The sequence below is a fragment of the Sphaerobacter sp. genome (assembly GCF_019683595.1).
Lineage (GTDB): Bacteria > Chloroflexota > Chloroflexia > Thermomicrobiales > Thermomicrobiaceae > Sphaerobacter.
This window is the reverse complement of record NZ_JADGHZ010000030.1, coordinates 1-18198: the sequence shown is the minus strand read 5'-3', so window position 1 is coordinate 18198 and position 18198 is coordinate 1. Positions and strand designations below refer to the sequence as shown.

Here is an 18198-nt window from a genome sequence, read left to right as displayed (position 1 = left end):
AGCGACCCGCACCCCAACCCCTCTCCCAACGTTGGGAGGGGGGCTTGTTCTTGGGGCCTGCGTGGGTATGAGCAGACTGGCGCCGCGGACGCGGCGCCAGTGTCGTGTTGGGTGTTCCTACGCCCCGCCGAGGATGGCAAGGCCGGCGAGGGCATAGGCGCGAGTGGCGTCCAGCACCTCGTCGATGCCGACCCACTCGTCCGGCTTGTGCGCCAGGGACGGGTCACCCGGTCCGTAGATGATGGTCGGGTAGCCACGAGCGGCGAAGTGTCTCCCGTCGGTGGCCATGCTGAAGCCGGTCAGGGTGGTGTCGAACCCGAGGTACTGGTTGGCGGCGAGCATCGCCTTCACGATCGGGGAATCCTCGGCCACGACCGTGGCCTCTCTGCCACCCCAGCCGGCCGGCTCGACCTCGACGCGCAGGCCGGGGATCCGGGCGATCGCCTGCTCGGCGACGCGGCGGATCTCCGCGACGACCTCGGCGGGCTTCTCCCCCGGAACGATGCGCCGGTCGATGTGGATGGTGCAGCGGTCGGGGACGACGTTGGACTTGACGCCGCCCTCGATCAGTGAGACGCAGGCTGAGGACGGGTGGAAGTAGGGGTGGGTGCGCTTCGCCAGCTCCGGCCACAGCTCGTCTTGCAGGGCGACGATCACGCGGGCCATGCCCTCGATCGCGTTGGCGCCCTCCCAGGGGAGCGCGCCGTGGGCGGCCCGGCCGTAGACCGTGACCCGGACTCCCTGCCCGCCCTTCTCGCCGACGCAGACGCGGTTCAGGGTCTGCTCACCGACGATGACGAAGTCGGGGCGGATCGTGTCGGACTGGGCGACCAGTTGGGATCCGGCCACGCCGCCGATCTCCTCATCGGCCACCGTGTTGACGATCAGGGTGCCGCGCAGCGGCACGCCCGAGCGCGCCAGGGCGAGGGCGGCCATGATCTGCGCGGTGACGCTGGCCTTGTCGTCGCCGGCGCCGCGGCCGTAGACGCGGCGGTCGTGAATCTCGGCGCCGAACGGCGGGTGGGTCCAGGCCGACTCTTCTCCCGTCGGCACCACGTCGACGTGGGCGTTCCAGAGCAGCACAGGGCCGGAGCCGCGCTCGAGCCGGGCGATCAGGTTCGGCTTCGTCTCCTCCTCAGCGAGGATCTCGATGGCAAAGCCGGCCGCCTCCAGGGTTTCGCGGCAGCGGGCGATGGCGTCTCGGACGTCGCCGGGCGGGTTAATCGATGGGATGCGCACCAGTGACTGAAGGAACTCCACTACCTCGCGCTCATCGATCTGCGCCAGCACCTGCGTCGCCTGCTTCGGGTCGAGCCGTGGGCTCGCTAGGGTCATGCGGTCCTCCCTTCCGCGGTGTCGCCACCGATCCCTGCCCTGTTGGGGCCCGGCGGCAGTATAGCAGGCGGGCCGTGGCCCCGGATCGGCTTTGGCTGGGTGCGGAGGCTGTGCTATGCTGGCCGGCGGCGACAGCGGCGGGGTCTCGGCCCGCCGCTGCCTGATGGAGGAGGGACACAGGCATGACGCTGGCCGGAGCTGATCTCGCTCCCCGGCTTGCGCCCGTGCGCGGCTACGTGATCGATATGGACGGGGTGCTCTACCGCGGGGACATGGCGCTGCCGTACGCCCGCGAGTTCCTGGCCGCGCTCGACGCACGGGGCATCCCCTACGTGATGGCGACCAACAACTCGACGCGTACGCCCGAGCAGTACACCGAGAAGCTCGCCCGGATGGGCATCCCCGTTCCGCCCGAGCGGATCGTCACCTCGAGCCTCGCCACCCGCGCCTGGCTGGAGGAACGGTATCCGGCCGGCACGCGGGTGCACGTACTAGGCATGGCGGCGCTGCGCGAGGCGATTTTCGGCGATGGTCGCTATCAGCCCGCTGACCTGGACGCCGAGGTCGTGGTGACCGGGGCCGACTGGGAGCTGACGTACGACAAGCTCGCGCGTGCCTGCCTCGCCATCCGGCGCGGGGCGACCTGGGTGGCGACCAACCCGGACACGACCTTCCCGACGGAAGAGGGGCTGGTCCCCGGCGCGGGGGCGATCCAGGCGGCGCTGCGGGTGGCGACAAGCCGCGAGCCGATCGTCATCGGGAAGCCGGAGCCGGGGATGCTGGTTGAGGCCGGCCAGTTGATGGGGATCAGCCCCGATTCGACGGCGGTGCTGGGAGATCGGCTCGACACCGACATCCAGGCGGGGCACCGTGCCGGTTTCATTACGGTGCTGGTGCTGACGGGCGTGACCGGCGCAGCGGACCTGACGACAGATTCCCTCCAGCCTGATGTCGTGGTGCCGGATCTGGCGCCGCTGTTGGAGTACTACCGGACGATCCCGTGAGGCGCGTCGGACGTTACGACATCGATGATCCATCCAAAATCCAGGGGCGGGATGAGGTCCAGGTGCACGACCGCAGCCTGGCCTCGCTGCGCCTGCGGCACGCGCTGGCGGCGCTGGCCGGCGTGCAGGGTCGCGTCCTCCTGCTCGGCTGCGGCGCGGGGCGCTACCTTCGCGCCCTGAGTCGCGAGCGGCCGGATCTCACCGTCTTGGGTGCCGACCTGAGCCGGGTCGCCCTCCGGGAGGCGCGTCGCCGCTCTCGGGCCCACGATCTGGTCTGCCTGGACGCCAGCCTCCTCCCCTTCGCCGATAGCGTCTTCGACGCCGTCCTCTTCTTCGACCTCTTGGAGCATGTGCCGGAGCACCGGCGGATGCTCGCCGAAATCGCCCGCGTGCTCCGCCCCGGCGGCGTGCTGCACGCCTTCGTGCCGCTGGAGGGCAAGCCGGGCACGGTCTACCACCTGCTGCGGCGGAGTCGCCGCATCCCGATCAACCGCTGGAAGCGGGACCACGTCGGCCACATCAACCACTTCACGCCAGAGGAGGTCTTCCGCGAGCTGTGGGAGGCCGGTCTGAGCGTGGAGCACCGGGCGTACGGGTTCCACCTGGTCAGCCAGATCCATGACGTGGTCGACTACTGGCAGCGCGAGCGCAACAGCGGCGGTGCGGGCCTGCTACCCCCGGCAGCGGTCAACGCCATCGCGCGAGCCGTCTTCATCCCGACCTGGCGCCTCTCCTACCTCGAGGACCGCCTCTACCGCGGCCGCCACCTGGCTGCCGGGCTCCACCTCACCGCGCGGCGGTGCGCCTCGTCGCCTGCGGTGAAGCTTGACCCGCGGAACTAGCCGCTCGGGCCGCCGTACCCGCCGATACGGAACCCCTGCCAGATACATGTGATCGCTTCGGGAAATAGATAGCCTCACACAAACATTTCTTGCTCGGTCGTCTCCACGGCCACCCCGTCACCTGACGACATTTACACTGGCGACTTCTACGCCATCAAGGGAGCCGTCAGAGATCGTCCGTAGAATCAACGTCACATACGCGCCCATGGTGAACAGATGGACGAGCCTTTGTGCTTGCCCGGGAATGGCCCATCAGTGGAGGGTGGCCCATGTCCGCGCGGATCGACGCCGGAACACGTGAGGCATCGCCTCCTTGGTTGGAGGAGAGGTGCGACATTGCTCATACGGTCCCCGACGATTCGTCTCCGATCCCACCATCGCTCACGATCGTGGTACCGACGCGCAACGAGGCGGAGAATGTCGGTCCGCTCGTCGAACGCCTCGATCGGTGCCTGCCGGGCGAGGTGCTAGAGATCATCTTCGTCGACGACAGCGATGACGACACGGTAGCGGCGATCGAGGCGCTGGAGCGGTCACCCTACCGCGTAATTCGGGTTATCCACCGCCCGCGGGGTGAGCGCCATGGTGGGTTGGGCGGGGCTGTCGTGGTGGGGCTGCGTGCCGCCAGGGCCGACTGGGTCTGCGTGATGGATGCCGACCTGCAGCACCCACCGGAGGTGATCCCGTCCCTCCTGGAGCGCGCGCGGGCCACACACGCCGACCTGGTGATTGCGAGTCGTTACTGCGAGGACGGCAGCCTCGGCAGGATGGGTGAACTCCGGGCCGCCGCGTCTCGCACCACGACGATCCTCGCCAAGATGGTCTTTCCCGGCCGGCTCCGCGGGGTGACCGACCCGATGAGCGGTTTCTTCCTGGTGCGCCGCAGAGCGGTGGACCCGGATTGCCTCCGACCCTGCGGCTTCAAGATCTTGCTGGAGATCCTCATCCGCACCGAGGGGCTGCAGGTGGCCGAGGTGCCGTATCAGTTTGGGGAGCGTCACGCCGGAGAAAGCAAGGCGTCACTGCGCGAGGCGATTCGCTACCTGATGCTGCTCTGGCAGTTGCGCTTGAGCGACCAGACGCGCCGCTTCGTCCGGTTCGCGGTGGTCGGAGCCTCAGGGCTGGGGGTGAATACGCTCGCCCTCCTCGCCTTCGCCGAGATCCAGGGGCTCCATTATCTGGTCGCGGCGGCGTTGGCGACGCAGGTATCGACGCTGTGGCTGTACTTGCTGACTGAGTCCTTCGTTTTCAGCGGGCGCGAGAGCACGCGTGGGCCGCTGGCTCGCATGGGCCTGTATTTCGGGATGAACAACGCTGCGTTGCTTTTCCGAGGACCTCTGATGTACGTGTTGACCTCGATATTCGGGATCTTCTACGTGGCGTCCAATCTGATCTCGCTCCTCGCGCTGACGGTGCTCCGCTTCGCGGTCGCAGACATGTGGATCTGGGACGCCGCCCGGCGCGCACGCCGGACCACAGGTCCGGCACTCTACAACATCCACGACATCGTCACGGTGCGGTCGACCGTGCCCTTGCCGGAACTCGAGCAGTTCCGCGTGGGGGCACTGGACGGGCCGCCGACCATCGACGTGCGCACGCAGGCGCGCCGTCCCCAGCGGGTGAGCGCGGAGCGGCACTTCCAGTACGACGAGCGCCTCGGGATGTTTGGCTTCTGGATCGACGTGTGCCTCGGGGACGCCATCGACGTGGTGGCATCGCCGCTCCTGGCGCGCTCGCCCCACGTGCTCTACACGAACGTCGTCGAGCCGATCCTGCGCTGGACCTTCGTCCAGCGGGGCTACGCACTGATCCACGGGGCCTGTATCGCCTATGACGGCCATGCCTACCTGGTGACGGCCCGGACCGACACCGGCAAGACGACAACGGTCCTGCGCATCCTCGACCGGCAGCGGTGGGAAAACAACACCGCGGCATTCATCTCCGACGATCTCACCCTGGTGACACCAGGGGGGACCGTGCTGACCTACCCCAAGCCGCTGACGATCAGCAAGCACACGGTTGCGGCGTTGAACCGGCCGGCCCTGACGCGGCGGGAGCGGCTGGGCCTGCCGATCCAGAGCCGGATCCACTCCCGGGGTGGACGGCGCTTCGCCTTCCTGCTGACCCGCACGCGGTTGCCCATCGCGACCATCAACGCGCTGGCGCAGTGGCTGGTGCCGCCGCCGAAGTATCCGGTCCAGCGGCTGATTCCGCAGGTCAAGCTGGCACGGGAAGCACGGCTCGAAGGGCTCTTCGTCATCGAGCGCGGGACGGATGATGAGTTCCGTCTCGACCCCGACGAGATGCTCGACATCCTGATGAGCAACTGCGAAGACGCATATGGCTTCCCACCGTACCCGGCCATCCGTGGGCATCTCCTCCAGGCCAATGGCAAGGATCTCTCTGTGGTGGAGCGGCAGATCGTCCAGCGTGCGCTGGAGGGGGTACCGGGGCGGTTGATCCGCAGCAGTTCGATGGACTGGGCCCAGCGCATTCCGGCGCTCATCGCTGCTCCGTCCCAACGGCGCGGGATGGTGCCGGGTGGGTTGGCGATCGAAGGCCCCGTGCCCGAGCCTGGCACCGGAGGATGAGTTGCCGGGCAGGCGCCTGGCAGCACCAAGGAGTGTGACACCGACGACGAATCCGGCTGGGTTAGACGGGTAAGGGTAGATGTGATCGGATCGCGAAGATGCCGGCGAGCGGCGCTACTGCAGCGAGCGATGGCCGTACGGTGCTTGATCGTAGGGGCGTCGCGCGCGCGCCGGGGACTCGTGCTATTCGGGATGATCGTTCTGCTTGCCCTGGCGCACGGGCCGGACCGTGCCGCGGCCGCCGATGCAGTCGAGCTGACCCTGGAGGTGCCGCCGGCGATCCAGGTCGGCGATGACATCCCGATCATGGCGCGGCTGACCGCCTCGGGAGCGCCGCTCTCCGGGGAGGTCGTCGAGCTTCGGATGGGCGACGAAGTCACCGAGCGCGCCACGACTGGGCCGGATGGCACCGCCGGGTTCCAGGTGCGGGGAACCCTGGCCGCTGGTGACTATGAGTTGGTCGCGCGTTTCCCGGGCACCGACACGCTGGCGGCGGCGACCGCGTCCGCCACGGTCACGGTCGAGCCGACGATGCTCGAAATCCGGACCGTGCCGCGCCTGCCGGGCGTCACCTTCACCCTGGACGACCACCCCTTCGCCGCGGATGCGGAGGGGATCGCGCGGTTCCCCATTTCGCAGCCGGGTACGTTCCGGCTCGAGGCCCCGCCGCGTGTGGACCTGAGCACGACCCAGCGAGCGGACTTCAGTCGCTGGTCGGACGGCGTCTACGTGAGCTTCCGCGACGTCGAGCTTCCGGGGCGGCAGTTGGTTGCTGGGTTCCTGGTGAGCTATCTGACCAACCTGACCTTTGCTGACGCAGAGGGGGAGTTCGTCCCGCCGACGCGCATCAGCTCGATCAGGGTGAGGACCGCACAGGGGCAGACCCTCGATCTGGACCCGCAGGCCGCGCAGTGGCTTCCGGCAACGACCGTGGTGAAGACGCCGACAGGGCTCCGTGCCCAGCCGGTCCGCTACTCGGTGCAAGAGGTCATCGTCGATGGGATTCGCACGGTGCGCCAGGGCGAGGTCACCTTCACACTGCGGCCCGAAGTGGCCCCCAGCATTCCCCTCTCCCTGCATCGCATCACCGTGACGAGCCGGGCGACCCTGCTGGGCGACCGGGTTGGCACGGGCGTGGTGCTGCAGCATCCGGATGGCTCGCGGGAGTACCAGCCATACGACGAGTCGGGCCAGGCTACCTTCGAAGGGCTGCCGATCGGGACCTACCGTGCCTGGGTCCTCGGCGCCGGGGGCTACACACGGGCGCAACTCTTCGACCTGGTACCGGGTGCGACCGTCACGATCCCGGTGATCACCTACTTCCTGATTGCTGTGGTGCTGGCAATCCCGGTGGGCATCCTCTTCGCCCTGCTGGTCGTGTCGGGCACCCGAATTGGGCGCTTCCTGCCGGTCGCTGCAGGGCAACCCATCGGGATCGGCAGGCGTGCCCTGTACGGCGTGACTGGTGTCGCCGCCGTGGTCGGGGTCGTCGGGGTCGGCTACGGGCTGACAGCGGCACATGGGCCATGGCTGCTGGCCCCGGATCGCCTGCTCCGGCCCACCGACACGCTCGCCGCGACGCAGGACCACGTGCCGGAGCAAGCCGATGTGGAGGTGGTCCCGACCTCGGAAACCCGCCCGGCCGTGGAGGTAGCCGAGGTCTTCCGGCGACTGTGGAACGCCAGCGGCGGCCCACGGGTGTTCGGCAGACCGCTCGGCGCCGCCTACCAGCAGGTCGACCCCGAGACGGGGGCGACGCTCACCATTCAGTACTTCGATCGGGCGCGCTTCGAACTGCACCCGCACCTGGCCGGGACGCGCTACGAGATCCAGCTCGGTCGCGTGGGCTGGGAGGAGGCTGAGCGCCGTGGCCTCCTCGGAACCGAGCCGTTCCAACCCGTCCCGCCCAGCGCGGCGGAGCAGTCGGCGAACTGCGAGTACTTCCCCACGACCGGGCACCGGGTCTGTGGACACTTCCTCACCTTCTGGCGCAGCAACGGGCTGCGTCTCGGGGATACCGGGACCAGCTTCCGGGAATCGCTGGCGCTGTTCGGCTATCCGATTAGCGAGGAGTTCCGCGATCCCGAGACCGGGCTGATCGTGCAGTACTTCGAGCGTGCCCGGCTGGAATATCGGCCGGAGCAGGCCGGTACCCCTGACGAAGTGACGATCGGCGAACTGGAGGGGATCGATTCATGAGGAGATGGAGCCGGCTGGCGGAGCGTCGCTGGGCGGCATTGGAGGCGGCAGCCTTGCTCGCGATCACCGCACTGGCTGCGACGGCGCGCCTCTGGGATCTCGGGGCGATCGGTCTCCGAGGCGACGAGGCGGTCTATGCCGGGCAGGCGGCCGTCCTGGCCGGGGACCAGGAACTGAAGCGGTACTTCGTGCTGCTGTCGCGCGGTAACTCCAACTTCCTGCTGTACCAGTACGTCCTCGCGGCCGCCTACTGGCTGTTTGGCGTGAGCGACGTCCTGGCGCGGGTGGTCGCCGCCGTCTTCAGCATCCTCACCGTGCCCTTGACGTATGCCATCGGTCGGACGTTGTTTGGTCGTTCCACCGGGCTGATCGCCGCGCTCCTGCTGGCGGTAAGTGGGTACGCGATCTTTCTGGGGCGGCTGGCGCTGCTCGATTCGACCCTCACGTTCTGTGTGACGCTTGCCATCTACTGCGGTGCCCGGTGGGTGCGCGGCGGCGGGGACCGCTGGCTCTACGCCTTCGCCGCGGCGGCGGGGCTCGCGGTCGACGCGAAGGTCACCGGCGTGCTCGTCCTGCCTGTGCTGGGCCTGGCTCTCCTCCTGACGCACGGCTATTCCCGCCTGACGGTCCGGTCGGTCGCGATCAGCGCCGTCGTGTTTCTGATCTGCCTCGCGCCGGCCTTCTACCAACTTTTCGAGTACGGTTCGCTGTACCTTGCCTTTCTGGCCGACAGCATCCGCCGGGTGAGCCACGTGCCCTGGTACTACTACCCGAAGGTGCTCGCCCGCTACGACGGCTATGTGCTCCTGGTCCTGGCGCCGGTGAGTCTGGTGGTGGCGGCTATTCGGCGGAGCCTCGGGGATATCCTGCTGGCTACCTGGATCCTCGTCTTCGGCGTCTTCCAGCAGGCATACCCGCTGAAGGCGTTTAACTACCTGCTGCCGCTGGTGCCGGCTCTGGCGCTCCTCGGGGCGCGGGCGCTCGAGCAGGCGCTCAGTGTCGTGCGCAGGTCATGGGTAGCAGCGCCGGTCGCCCTCACCATTGTGCTGGCCGCATCGCTGCCGCCGGTCTGGTCGGCGGTGCGCGTCCACGACTACGCGGGCATGCGGGAGGCGGCCTACTGGTTGGCGGAGAACACCGCTCCCGACGCGGGGGTCATGACCCTATCCCAGGGCTCCGCGCAATATGTGCTTGCGTTCTACGGTCGACGCGACGCCTACCCCTTCGGGCGCTTTCGCCTCGCGACCATCCTTCCCGGCGGGACCGTTGTGCGCCCGAGCCTCCGCTCCGATGCGACACCGCGGGACTGGGTGGTGCTCTGGCCCCCGCGCTTGCTGGCCTCCGGTGAGGTCTCCTACCTGGTGTTCTACACCAACGCAGGCGACGACCCGCCGGAGGACCCCATCGTCCGCAGTTCGACGCAGCGCCAGTTCCAGCGCCTGGTGGAGGACTACGGCGGTGAACTCGTGCACACCGTCTATCACAACCGCGAGCCGCGGGTCTGGATCTACGAGGTAACCAAGCGGCTACCGCAGCCAGAGCTGACCTTCTCGGTGGAGCGGGATGTCATGCGAATCGAGGGGCGCGGCTTCCGGCTCAACGCGCCCGTGTCGCTCTACTACCGGGGCGAGTTCCTGGCAGAGGTGCAGGCCGACGAACGCGGGAACTTCGTGACTACCGTGCCGGTTCCGGCCACGGCCGGCCCAGTGTTCTACCTCGTCGGGGTCGATAGCGCTGGCAACTATGCGTCCACTACCGGACGGCACATCTGGGGCGATATCGCCATGGAGCCCGACGCCGGCACGATGGGCGACGTGGAAACGCCGGCGCTCGCCGACCAGGGCCAGGGGGCAGCGGCGCGCGTGGGAGGAGAGTGAGTGCAACGCATGCTTCCAGAATCCGAGCGCCAGTGGGAACGGATCGCGTATCTGCTGCGCGAGGGGCGACTCACGCGCCGCGAGTTGTTGCAGGTGGCCCGGGTTGTTATGGGCACCGCCGCATTCGCGGCGGTAGCCGCCGCCTGCGGCCGGCAGAGTTCAGCCGCGGTCACCCTCCCGGACGTGACCGGGATCGAGGAGCCGATCCCGGTCGAGCGGCGCGATATCTTCGAGCATGTGCAGCAACCGACGCGGCTGCAGCTCGTCAGCGAGTCAGTGGCGGTCAGCGGCGTCGTGGAGCGGGTCACGTACAACCCGTACGACGGGGATCACAAGGTCTACGTGAAGCTGGACCCGCAGTATGAGCACCTGCTCCGGCCGTCTAACAACGGGCTGCTGGTCGCCGAAGTCATCGCGACTGACGAGCCGACCGTCTACATCCCGCAACCGGGCGAGCACGCGACGTTCCACGGGCCGCTGGTGCTCGACCGGGGGCACGACCACTGGGTGGAGATCCATCCCTGCTGGCTGATCACGACTGACTCCATCACCGGGCCCTTGGAGCCCCGCCGGACGCTGCGGGTCGAGGTCGAGGCGTCCGAGGAGGTGGTGGTGGGGCGACCGTGGCCGGTGGCCATCCGGGTGGTGCCGGCGCATGACGGGGATGGCTCTGCGGTGAACGGCGTGCACCTCTTCTTGGAGTTGATCTCCGCGGTCGGCGTCACGGTGCGGTGGAAGGCAGCGCGGACGAACATGCTGGGGGAGGCCGTGGTGCGGCTGGCGAGCCTGGTGCGGGCGGGCGAGTACACCTTGTACGTGCACGCCGCGAAGGGTCAGGACATGGGCGAAGCGGAGATTCGCCTACGCGTTCGACGGCGGTAGTGGGAGATCAACCAACTGGCGATCTTCTCGTAGGAGGACCCCATGCTGGGATCATCGCGGTGGCGCAACCTGCTCTTGGTGCTCATCCTCACCCTCAGCACCGGCCTGGTCGCTGTCCGTAGTCCGTCGGTGCAGGCCGCACCCGGACCGGAGGTGCGTCTGCGCGCGGTGGCTGTGGGGACGAACGAGGTGGACTTGTCGTGGACGGTGGAACCCGACATACCCGTGGCGAGTTTCCTCATCCGGCGGTCGGGTCAAGACCTCGCCACTGTTGAGGGGACCGCCCGCACCTACGTGGATACGACCGTCGAGCCGACTCGCACCTACGTGTATGTGCTGGAGGCGCGCGACGCGCAGGGTACGACCATCGCGCAATCGCGGTCGGCCCGAGTCAAGGCGCCGGAGCGACCCGAGCGGACCGACCGAACGCCGCCCTCCCCGCCGGTCGACTTCACCGTGGAGCCCACCGACGCGGGGAACCTGCTCGACTGGTACGACGCCAGCGACGACACCGATGTCACCGGCTACCGGATCTACCGCGACGGCCAGGTGCTGGCCACGGTGGACGGGGCCACCCTCAGCTACCTCGATACCACCGCCGACCCGGCGGCCACCCACACCTATGAGGTGGAGACGCTCGATCCGGTGGGACACAAATCGAAGCGAGCGCGGAGCGACGCGCCGCGGCGGGGGAACGGCCCGCGGGTCCGTGTGACGCCGCAGGGCGAGGAGTCCAGCGCCGCCGCGGTGGCCACGTTCCAGGCTGTTGCCTACGCCCCGCAACTGATGCGCTACCCCTACCTGACCGACCTTGTCGACCGGTACGTCACGATCAACTGGGCTACGGACCGCTCGCAGACGACCGGATCGGCCCGGTGGGGTGAGGTGCAGAGCGACGGCTCCTGCACCCCGGTCAACACCGTTACGGCCACGCGGACATCGATCACGGTGAACTCCGTGCCGGAGTACCAGTGGAAAGCGATGCTGACGCTGGAGCCGGACAAGGAGTATTGTTACCGCGTCTACCTTGGCACGATCGATCTGCTCGGCAGCGACCCGTCGCCGCGCTTCTGGACCCAGGTCCCAGCCGGGTCGACCAAGCCCTTCTCGTTCGTGGTCTTTGGGGACTGGGGGTATACCAACAGCGAGGGGACCAATCCCGACCAGGCCGCGCTGATGCAGCGTATCGCGGAGAGCGGGGCCCGCTTCGCCCTGACCGTTGGGGACAACGCCTACTCAGCGGGCAGCCAGAAGAACTATGGCGATCTGGTCCAGACCGGCCCGTCAGTCAGCAACGTCTTCGGCCCTGAGTTCTGGACGGTGCCAGGTCGATCGATCCCGATCTTCCCGGCGACGGGGAACCACGGCTTTGCGAGTTCCAACAACCCCCATCCACATCTGGTCAACTTCCCGCAGGACCGGGCGGTCGCGCTCTCCAGCGGCAAGTATGTCCGGGAGACCCACTGCTGCCTGAACGGGACGAGTCCGGGCGACTACCCGAGTGCCTGGTACGCGTTCGACGCCGGGACCGTACGCATCTACAACCTGACGGCCGCATGGGCGGACGCGAACGTCGGCACCGCCACCTTGTACGAGAACGACTACGACTACCACTGGACCGCGTCGAGCGAGGAGTACCAGTGGCTGGAGCAGGACCTGGCGGCGCACCCGGATCAGGTCAAACTCGCCGTGCTCCACTTCCCGCTCTACTCCGACAGCTCCGCGCAGCAGTCGGACACGTTCCTCCAGGGACCGGACAGCCTGGAGGGCCTGCTCGGGCGCTACGGGGTGAAGATTGCCTTTACCGGCCACGCGCACTTCTACCAGCGAAACCACGCCAACGCGGATGGTCTGGTCACCTACATCACCGGCGGGGGCGGGGCGAAGGTTGCCTCGGTGAACCACTGCAGCCCCTTCAACGCCTATGCCATTGGCTGGTCATTCTCGAAGAATCAGGGGAGTAGCTGCAACGCGCCGCCACCCACGAGCCCGCAGCAGGTCTATCACTTCCTTCTGGTCACCGTGAACGGGACCACGATCACGGTGACGCCGACGGATGAGAATGGCCGCACGTTCGACGTGCAGACGTACACCGCGGACGGCAGCGGCGGGGGTGGTGGCACCTACCGGTTCGCACCCGAGGCGGATAGCTGGGTGGACGAAGCGGCGCCCGGCACCAACAACGGTACCTCCGCGCGCCTGCGGACGGACACGTCGCCGGACCGGCGGGAAGCGTTCCTGCGCTTTGCCGTCAACGGCCTGACCGGGTCGGTCACCAGCGCGAAGCTCCGCCTCTACGTCAGCGACGGCTCCAGCAACGGCCCGGCCGTCTACGCCGCGAGTAACGACTGGAGCGAAACCGGGGTGACCTGGACGAATCGGCCCGCGACGATCGGCGGTGCCGTGGATGACCTGGGGGCGATCACGAAGGACACCTGGGTCGAATGGGACGTGACGCCGTTGGTGACAGGCAACGGAACGTACACGTTCGCGATCATCCCGACGTCGAGCGACGGGGCTGACTTCCACTCGCGCGAGGGGGCCAACAAACCGCAGTTGGTGGTCACGACCGGCGAACCCGGCGAACCCGGCGATCCCGGCGGTGGGAGCGGAGGCGACACCCAGGCGCCCACGGCCCCGGCAAACCTGACGGCCACCGCTGTCGGTCCGAACCAGGTGAATCTGACCTGGACGGCGTCGACCGACAACGTGGGCGTCACCGGCTACGAGATCTATCGCGACGGGGATCTCTTGACCACCGTCGGCGTCCAGACAAGCCACAGCGACTCAACGGTTGCCCCGGCCACGACGTACACCTACGAGGTAAAGGCTCGCGACGCAGCCGGTAACGTGTCCCCTGCCAGCAACCCGGCATCAGTCACGACGCCGCCCGATGGGAGCGGTGGTGGAGCCACCGTGACGTTCACGCCCGAGGCGGATAGCTGGGTGGACGAGGCGACGCCGGACACCAACTACGGTACCTCCGCGCGCCTGCGGACGGACACGTCGCCGGACCGACGGGAGGCGTTCCTGCGCTTTGCCGTCAACGGCCTGACCGGGTCGGTCACCAGCGCGAAGCTCCGCCTCTACGCCAGCGACGGCTCCAGCAACGGTCCGGCCGTGTACGCGACCAGCAACGATTGGAGCGAGATGGGGCTTACCTGGACCAACAAACCGGGGCCGGTCGGCACGCCCAGCGACGACCTGGGATCGATCACGAAGGACACCTGGGTTGAACTGGACGTGACGCCGTTGGTGACGGGCAATGGGACGTACAGCTTCATCCTCGTGCCGACCTCGAGCGATGGGGCGGATTTCCACTCGCGCCAGGGGTCGAACAAACCGCAGTTGGTGGTCACGACCGGGTAGCCGGGGGCGAGGAGAGGACGGCCGTCGATGAGACGGTGGAGATCCCGGTATTTCATCGCCGTGGTCGGGGCGTTGGCGCTCCTGGCGCTCGGACCACGGCTGCTCATCGACGCGCTGACGTCCGCGACGGAGCAGCCCGACGGGCCGGTGGCACAGGTGTCGACGCTGCGGTTCACGCCGGTGGCCGACACCTATGTGAACGAGGCGCATCCGCATATGTCGTACGGCGCCCGGCTCGACTTCGACGTCGACGGCAAGCCGGTCAAGGAAGCCTATCTGATGTTCGACCTGTCCGGCATCGATGGGCTCGTCACCTCGGCCAAGCTGCACTTGTTTGTCACCAATGCCAGCCCCCATAGCGGTGGGTCGATCCGGCAGGTGAGCGACACGACCTGGTCCGAGAGCGAGATGACCTTCAGGAAGCGGCCTGCGATCGACGGGCCGGTACTCTCGACGCTGGGCCCGGTGGAGAAAGGGCAGGTCGTCACCTTCGACGTGACGAGCGCGAATTTCCGGAATGGGCGCGTCAGCTTCGCGATCACCTCGCACCGGCAGGACGGCGTCGAGTATGCGTCGCGTGAGTCGCCGAACAGCCCGGAACTGGTCATCACGGTCACGTCGGGCGGAAGCGGGGTCACGACTGTCTGGGCGACTCCTACGCCTAACGACCCGGTCCTGGTGGGCGCCGGGGACATCGCCTCGTGCCGCAGTACGGGGGCGCGTGAGACGGCGCGGCTCATCGCCTCGATCCCGGGCACCGTCTTCACCGCGGGCGACCACGCTTACCCGGACGGCACAGCCCGCCAGTTCGCGGAATGCTACGGGCCGACGTGGGGGCTCTTCAAAGAACGGACCCGTCCGGCGCCGGGCAACCACGACTACCGGACGGAAGGTGCGCGAGCGTACTTCGAGTACTTCGGCGAGAACGCCGGCCCGCCAGGCCGCGGCTACTACTCCTACAGCCTCGGGACGTGGCGCATCCTGGTGATCGACTCGAACATCGCGGTCGACCGGGATTCGCCCCAGTATGCCTGGCTGCAGCAGGAACTGACCGCGAATCCGGCTACCTGCACGCTCGCCATCTGGCACCACCCGCGTTTTAGCTCCGCCAAGCATGGGGGCCAGAAGAAGATGGCGCCCATCTGGGAACTCTTCTATGCCCACCACGTGGACGTCGTTATCAACGGCCATGATCACGTCTACGAGCGCCTCGCGCCGATGGATGCCGATGGCAACCGAGACGACGCGCACGGCATCCGCTCGTTCGTGGTGGGAACCGGCGGTGTGGGGCTCTACAAGTTCGGCACGCGGTTACCGTCCAGTGAGGTACGGGAGAACGATACCCTCGGCGTGCTCAAACTGACCCTGCACGACGGCAGCTACGACTGGGAGTTCATCCCGGTCCCCGGCGGATCCTTCACCGACTCCGGTACTGGCACGTGCCACTGACACGTACCACCTGCTAGGACAGCCGGGTGAATGTCGCCGGGCCCGACGTCGAGTCGGGCCCGGCTCCGCTGCCCCGAACCGGCTACTCCTCGAAGTACCAGTTCTCGATGTCGTAGCCCGTCGGCTCGAAGGTCGATCGTTGCATCCCCTTGAGGCGGTGGGAGACGGCGTTGGCCCCGTTGCGATGCACCAAGGGGATCCGCACGACCTCGTTTACCACCAAGTCGTTCATGGCGATAAACAACTCGGTCTGCCGATCCGGGTCGAGCTCGGTCCTGGCCTGCTGGTAGAGCTGGTTGAACTCCTCGTTGACCCAGCGGTGGAAGTTGCGTCCGGACCAGTTGTTCGCTTTCTGCGCAAGATCGTTGTCCGGATCGTCAGACTTGAAGCTGGCCAGGAATTCGAGCGGATAGAGGCTCGTCGGGCCGTTGGTGAAGATCTGGAGGTCGCAGTAGAAGTGAGGGTAGGTATCCGGGTTGCCGGCGTCCGAGGAGAAGAAGACGCTGGATTCGACCGCTTTGAGCTCGGTCCGAATGCCCAACTGCTCCCAGCTCGCTTTCAGGATCTCTTGCTGTCGCTGACGAACGGGGTTGACGGTTGTCGAGAGAACGACTGCCATTTGACGGCCATCCTTCTCCCGGTAGGCGCCGTTCTTCACCCAGCCGGCCTCGTCGAGCAGCCGGCCGGCTTCCTCGAGGTCGTACCGGAACGAGGTGTTCGGCGAGACGAACCGCGGTGGCGCGTTGAGCACATTGGCGGTCGGTTTACCGGTTTCACCGTACAGCAGATCGGCGATCGTTTGGCGATCGCAGGCAAGGGCGAGGGCCTGACGCACAAGCGGATCGCTGAAGAAGGGGTGGGTGGTTGAGGGCTCGGACCGCGCGCCGTTGACCTCGACGGTGGGGTCGGCGAAGTTGACCATGATCTGCTCGGCGCTGGCCCCGGGGGTGACGACGATGCTCCCCATCTCTCCCTGGTTCAGGGATTCGAGGACTTGCTTCTCAACCTGGATATTCCAGGCGAAATCCGCTTCCCCAGTCTGCACCACGGCGCGAGCCGCAGAGGTCGGATCACCCCCGCCCTTCCACTCGATGCTTCGGAAGTACGGCTTGTCCGGCTCGCGGAAGTGCTCGTTGATTTCGAAGAGGACCACATCGCCGGGCCGGAACTCGACCACCTTGTACGGCCCGGTGCCGATCGGTTGGAGGTTGAAGGGCGCCTCACGCGCGCGTTCGCCGGTGTAGTCCTTCATGATGTGTTCGGGAAGGATGCCGCCCCGAAAGCCGCCAACGAAGGGACTGAACCACCCCGGGGTGGGTTCATTGAAGTGCACGGTGACGGTGTAGTCGTCGACGATCTCGACATCCTTGATGATCTGGTACACCGCCTGGTTGGGCGAGTTGTTGTCCGGGTTGGCGACCCACTCCCAGGTGAAGCGCACGTCGCGGGCGGTGAAGGGCTCGCCGTCGGACCAGACGACGCCTTGCTTGAGCTTGTAGGTCACACTCATGCCGTCGGGGGCGACGCCGCCGTTCTCCAGCGACGGCACTTCGGCGGCGAGGACGGGGCCGAGTGAGCCGTCCGGGTTGATGTTCAGCAGGGGCTCGGTGACGAGTCGCGAGGGGAGGGTGTCCTTGTCCCCCGTCGACAGGTGCGTGTTCAGGATCGTCGGGGCTTGCCAGAACAGCATCCGGAGCAGATCACCCTGGCCCCGACCCCGGCCGCCGCTGCTGGATTCGCTGCTGGAAGCAGCGGTCGGCGACGCACTGGTGCCGGTGTTCGTGGTCGCGGTCGTGGCACCACCGGTCTCACTGGTTGGGGCGGCGCCCTCAGCCCCACCGCAGGCCGCCAACAGGCTGGCGATCACCGGGGCGGCGAGGCCCAGCGCTGCGGCCCGCTTCAGCACCTCACGTCGCGTCAGTTGCCCATTGAGAATCGCGGCGCGGAGCGCGCGTTCGCTGCGCATCGTGTGATCCACGGACGCCACCTCCTTGGTTCTCTGGGGGCACCGCAGTGCCGAGTCGTATTGTGATGTGCCGTATACGTCTTCTTGTACGTATCAAGCACAAAAAGGGATCTCAAGACATAACCAATTACTTCCCGCTTGGCAAGGAACTGTTCGTGCGCCAGCATGGTATGACCGGCTGGGAGCTTGCGGTCATGACCGTTACGGCCAGGACGCTCCGAGTTGATGCCCGAACCAGCCGGCCCACCGATTCACGTCGGAAGAGGTCTTCCTTCCGCGAGCTGTGGGGGGCTGGCCTGAGCCTAGAGGACCGGGTCTATGGGTTCCACCTGATCAGCCAGATCCACGACCTGGTCGACTACGGGTTAGCCGACCGCAACAGCGGCGGTGACGGCCTGGTGCTTCGGCGCAGGCAATCCTCGAGGTGAGCGAGACACCAGGTCGGGATAAAGACGATGCGCGCGATGGCGTCGACCACAGCCGGAGGCCGCCACCTGGCGGCCGCGCTCCACCTCACGGCCCGGCGGTGTGCCTCGTCGCCTGCCGCAGGCTCCGGTTCGCCGAGCTAGCCGCCCTCGGTCGTTCTCCCGCAGACGGGGAGACTCTCGGAAGCTCGCCCCGGAGCCCGCGCGTCGGATGCGGACGTGGTGATCGCGAGTATCAAGTGCCGGGGCGGTGCCACGT

The 18198-nt window shown here is 67.5% G+C and carries 10 protein-coding genes; 8 read left to right on the top strand and 2 right to left on the bottom strand.

Going from position 1 to position 18198, the window contains the following annotated elements:
* Positions 1-117: 117 nt before the first annotated feature.
* A complete protein-coding gene (locus IRZ30_RS05425; protein WP_294083738.1) occupies positions 118-1335 on the bottom strand; it encodes a M20 family metallopeptidase in 1218 nt (405 codons plus the stop codon).
* A gap of 182 nt (positions 1336-1517) precedes the next feature.
* Between IRZ30_RS05425 and IRZ30_RS05420 the strand changes: the two genes are divergently transcribed.
* From IRZ30_RS05420 to IRZ30_RS05385, 8 genes are all read left to right on the top strand, one after another.
* Complete coding sequence (locus IRZ30_RS05420; protein WP_294083737.1) at positions 1518-2339, top strand: HAD-IIA family hydrolase; 822 nt, start codon at positions 1518-1520, stop codon at positions 2337-2339.
* 62 nt (positions 2340-2401) lie between these two features.
* Positions 2402-3181, top strand: coding sequence for a class I SAM-dependent methyltransferase (locus IRZ30_RS05415; protein ID WP_294083735.1), 780 nt, complete (start codon positions 2402-2404; stop codon positions 3179-3181).
* Positions 3182-3450: 269 nt separating this feature from the next.
* Positions 3451-5772 carry a glycosyltransferase family 2 protein gene (locus IRZ30_RS05410; protein WP_294083733.1) on the top strand — a complete coding sequence of 774 codons (2322 nt, stop codon included), beginning with the start codon at positions 3451-3453 and terminating at the stop codon, positions 5770-5772.
* Positions 5773-5964: 192 nt separating this feature from the next.
* Entirely contained in the window at positions 5965-7971 is a 2007-nt protein-coding gene (locus IRZ30_RS05405) for a carboxypeptidase-like regulatory domain-containing protein (RefSeq protein WP_294083731.1), read from the top strand.
* A complete protein-coding gene (locus IRZ30_RS05400) occupies positions 7968-9848 on the top strand; it encodes a glycosyltransferase family 39 protein (protein ID WP_294083729.1) in 1881 nt (626 codons plus the stop codon). The genes IRZ30_RS05405 and IRZ30_RS05400 overlap by 4 nt, the downstream gene beginning before the upstream one ends.
* 9 nt (positions 9849-9857) lie before the next feature.
* Positions 9858-10730, top strand: coding sequence for a hypothetical protein (locus IRZ30_RS05395; RefSeq protein WP_294083727.1), 873 nt, complete (start codon positions 9858-9860; stop codon positions 10728-10730).
* A 42-nt stretch (positions 10731-10772) separates the two neighbouring features.
* On the top strand, positions 10773-14099 hold the full coding sequence (locus tag IRZ30_RS05390) for a DNRLRE domain-containing protein (protein WP_294083725.1): 3327 nt from the start codon (positions 10773-10775) through the stop codon (positions 14097-14099).
* Between the two features lie 27 nt (positions 14100-14126).
* The gene (locus tag IRZ30_RS05385) at positions 14127-15548 is read left to right on the top strand and encodes a DNRLRE domain-containing protein (RefSeq protein ID WP_294083724.1); all 1422 of its coding nucleotides are present in this window, start codon (positions 14127-14129) and stop codon (positions 15546-15548) included.
* A gap of 82 nt (positions 15549-15630) precedes the next feature.
* On the opposite strand, the gene IRZ30_RS05380 is transcribed toward IRZ30_RS05385, so the two are convergent.
* A complete protein-coding gene (locus IRZ30_RS05380) occupies positions 15631-17526 on the bottom strand; it encodes a peptide ABC transporter substrate-binding protein (protein WP_294083723.1) in 1896 nt (631 codons plus the stop codon).
* Positions 17527-18198: the final 672 nt, after the last annotated feature.

What these genes read in the sequence shown, in the direction of transcription:
- IRZ30_RS05410 (WP_294083733.1), top strand. Translation starts at nt 3,451, where the DNA reads ATGTCCGCGCGGATCGACGCCGGAACACGTGAGGCATCGCCTCCTTGG.
- IRZ30_RS05425 (WP_294083738.1), bottom strand. Translation starts at nt 1,335, where the DNA reads ATGACCCTAGCGAGCCCACGGCTCGACCCGAAGCAGGCGACGCAGGTG.
- IRZ30_RS05405 (WP_294083731.1), top strand. Translation starts at nt 5,965, where the DNA reads ATGATCGTTCTGCTTGCCCTGGCGCACGGGCCGGACCGTGCCGCGGCC.
- IRZ30_RS05420 (WP_294083737.1), top strand. Translation starts at nt 1,518, where the DNA reads ATGACGCTGGCCGGAGCTGATCTCGCTCCCCGGCTTGCGCCCGTGCGC.
- IRZ30_RS05400 (WP_294083729.1), top strand. Translation starts at nt 7,968, where the DNA reads ATGAGGAGATGGAGCCGGCTGGCGGAGCGTCGCTGGGCGGCATTGGAG.
- IRZ30_RS05390 (WP_294083725.1), top strand. Translation starts at nt 10,773, where the DNA reads ATGCTGGGATCATCGCGGTGGCGCAACCTGCTCTTGGTGCTCATCCTC.
- IRZ30_RS05385 (WP_294083724.1), top strand. Translation starts at nt 14,127, where the DNA reads ATGAGACGGTGGAGATCCCGGTATTTCATCGCCGTGGTCGGGGCGTTG.
- IRZ30_RS05395 (WP_294083727.1), top strand. Translation starts at nt 9,858, where the DNA reads ATGCTTCCAGAATCCGAGCGCCAGTGGGAACGGATCGCGTATCTGCTG.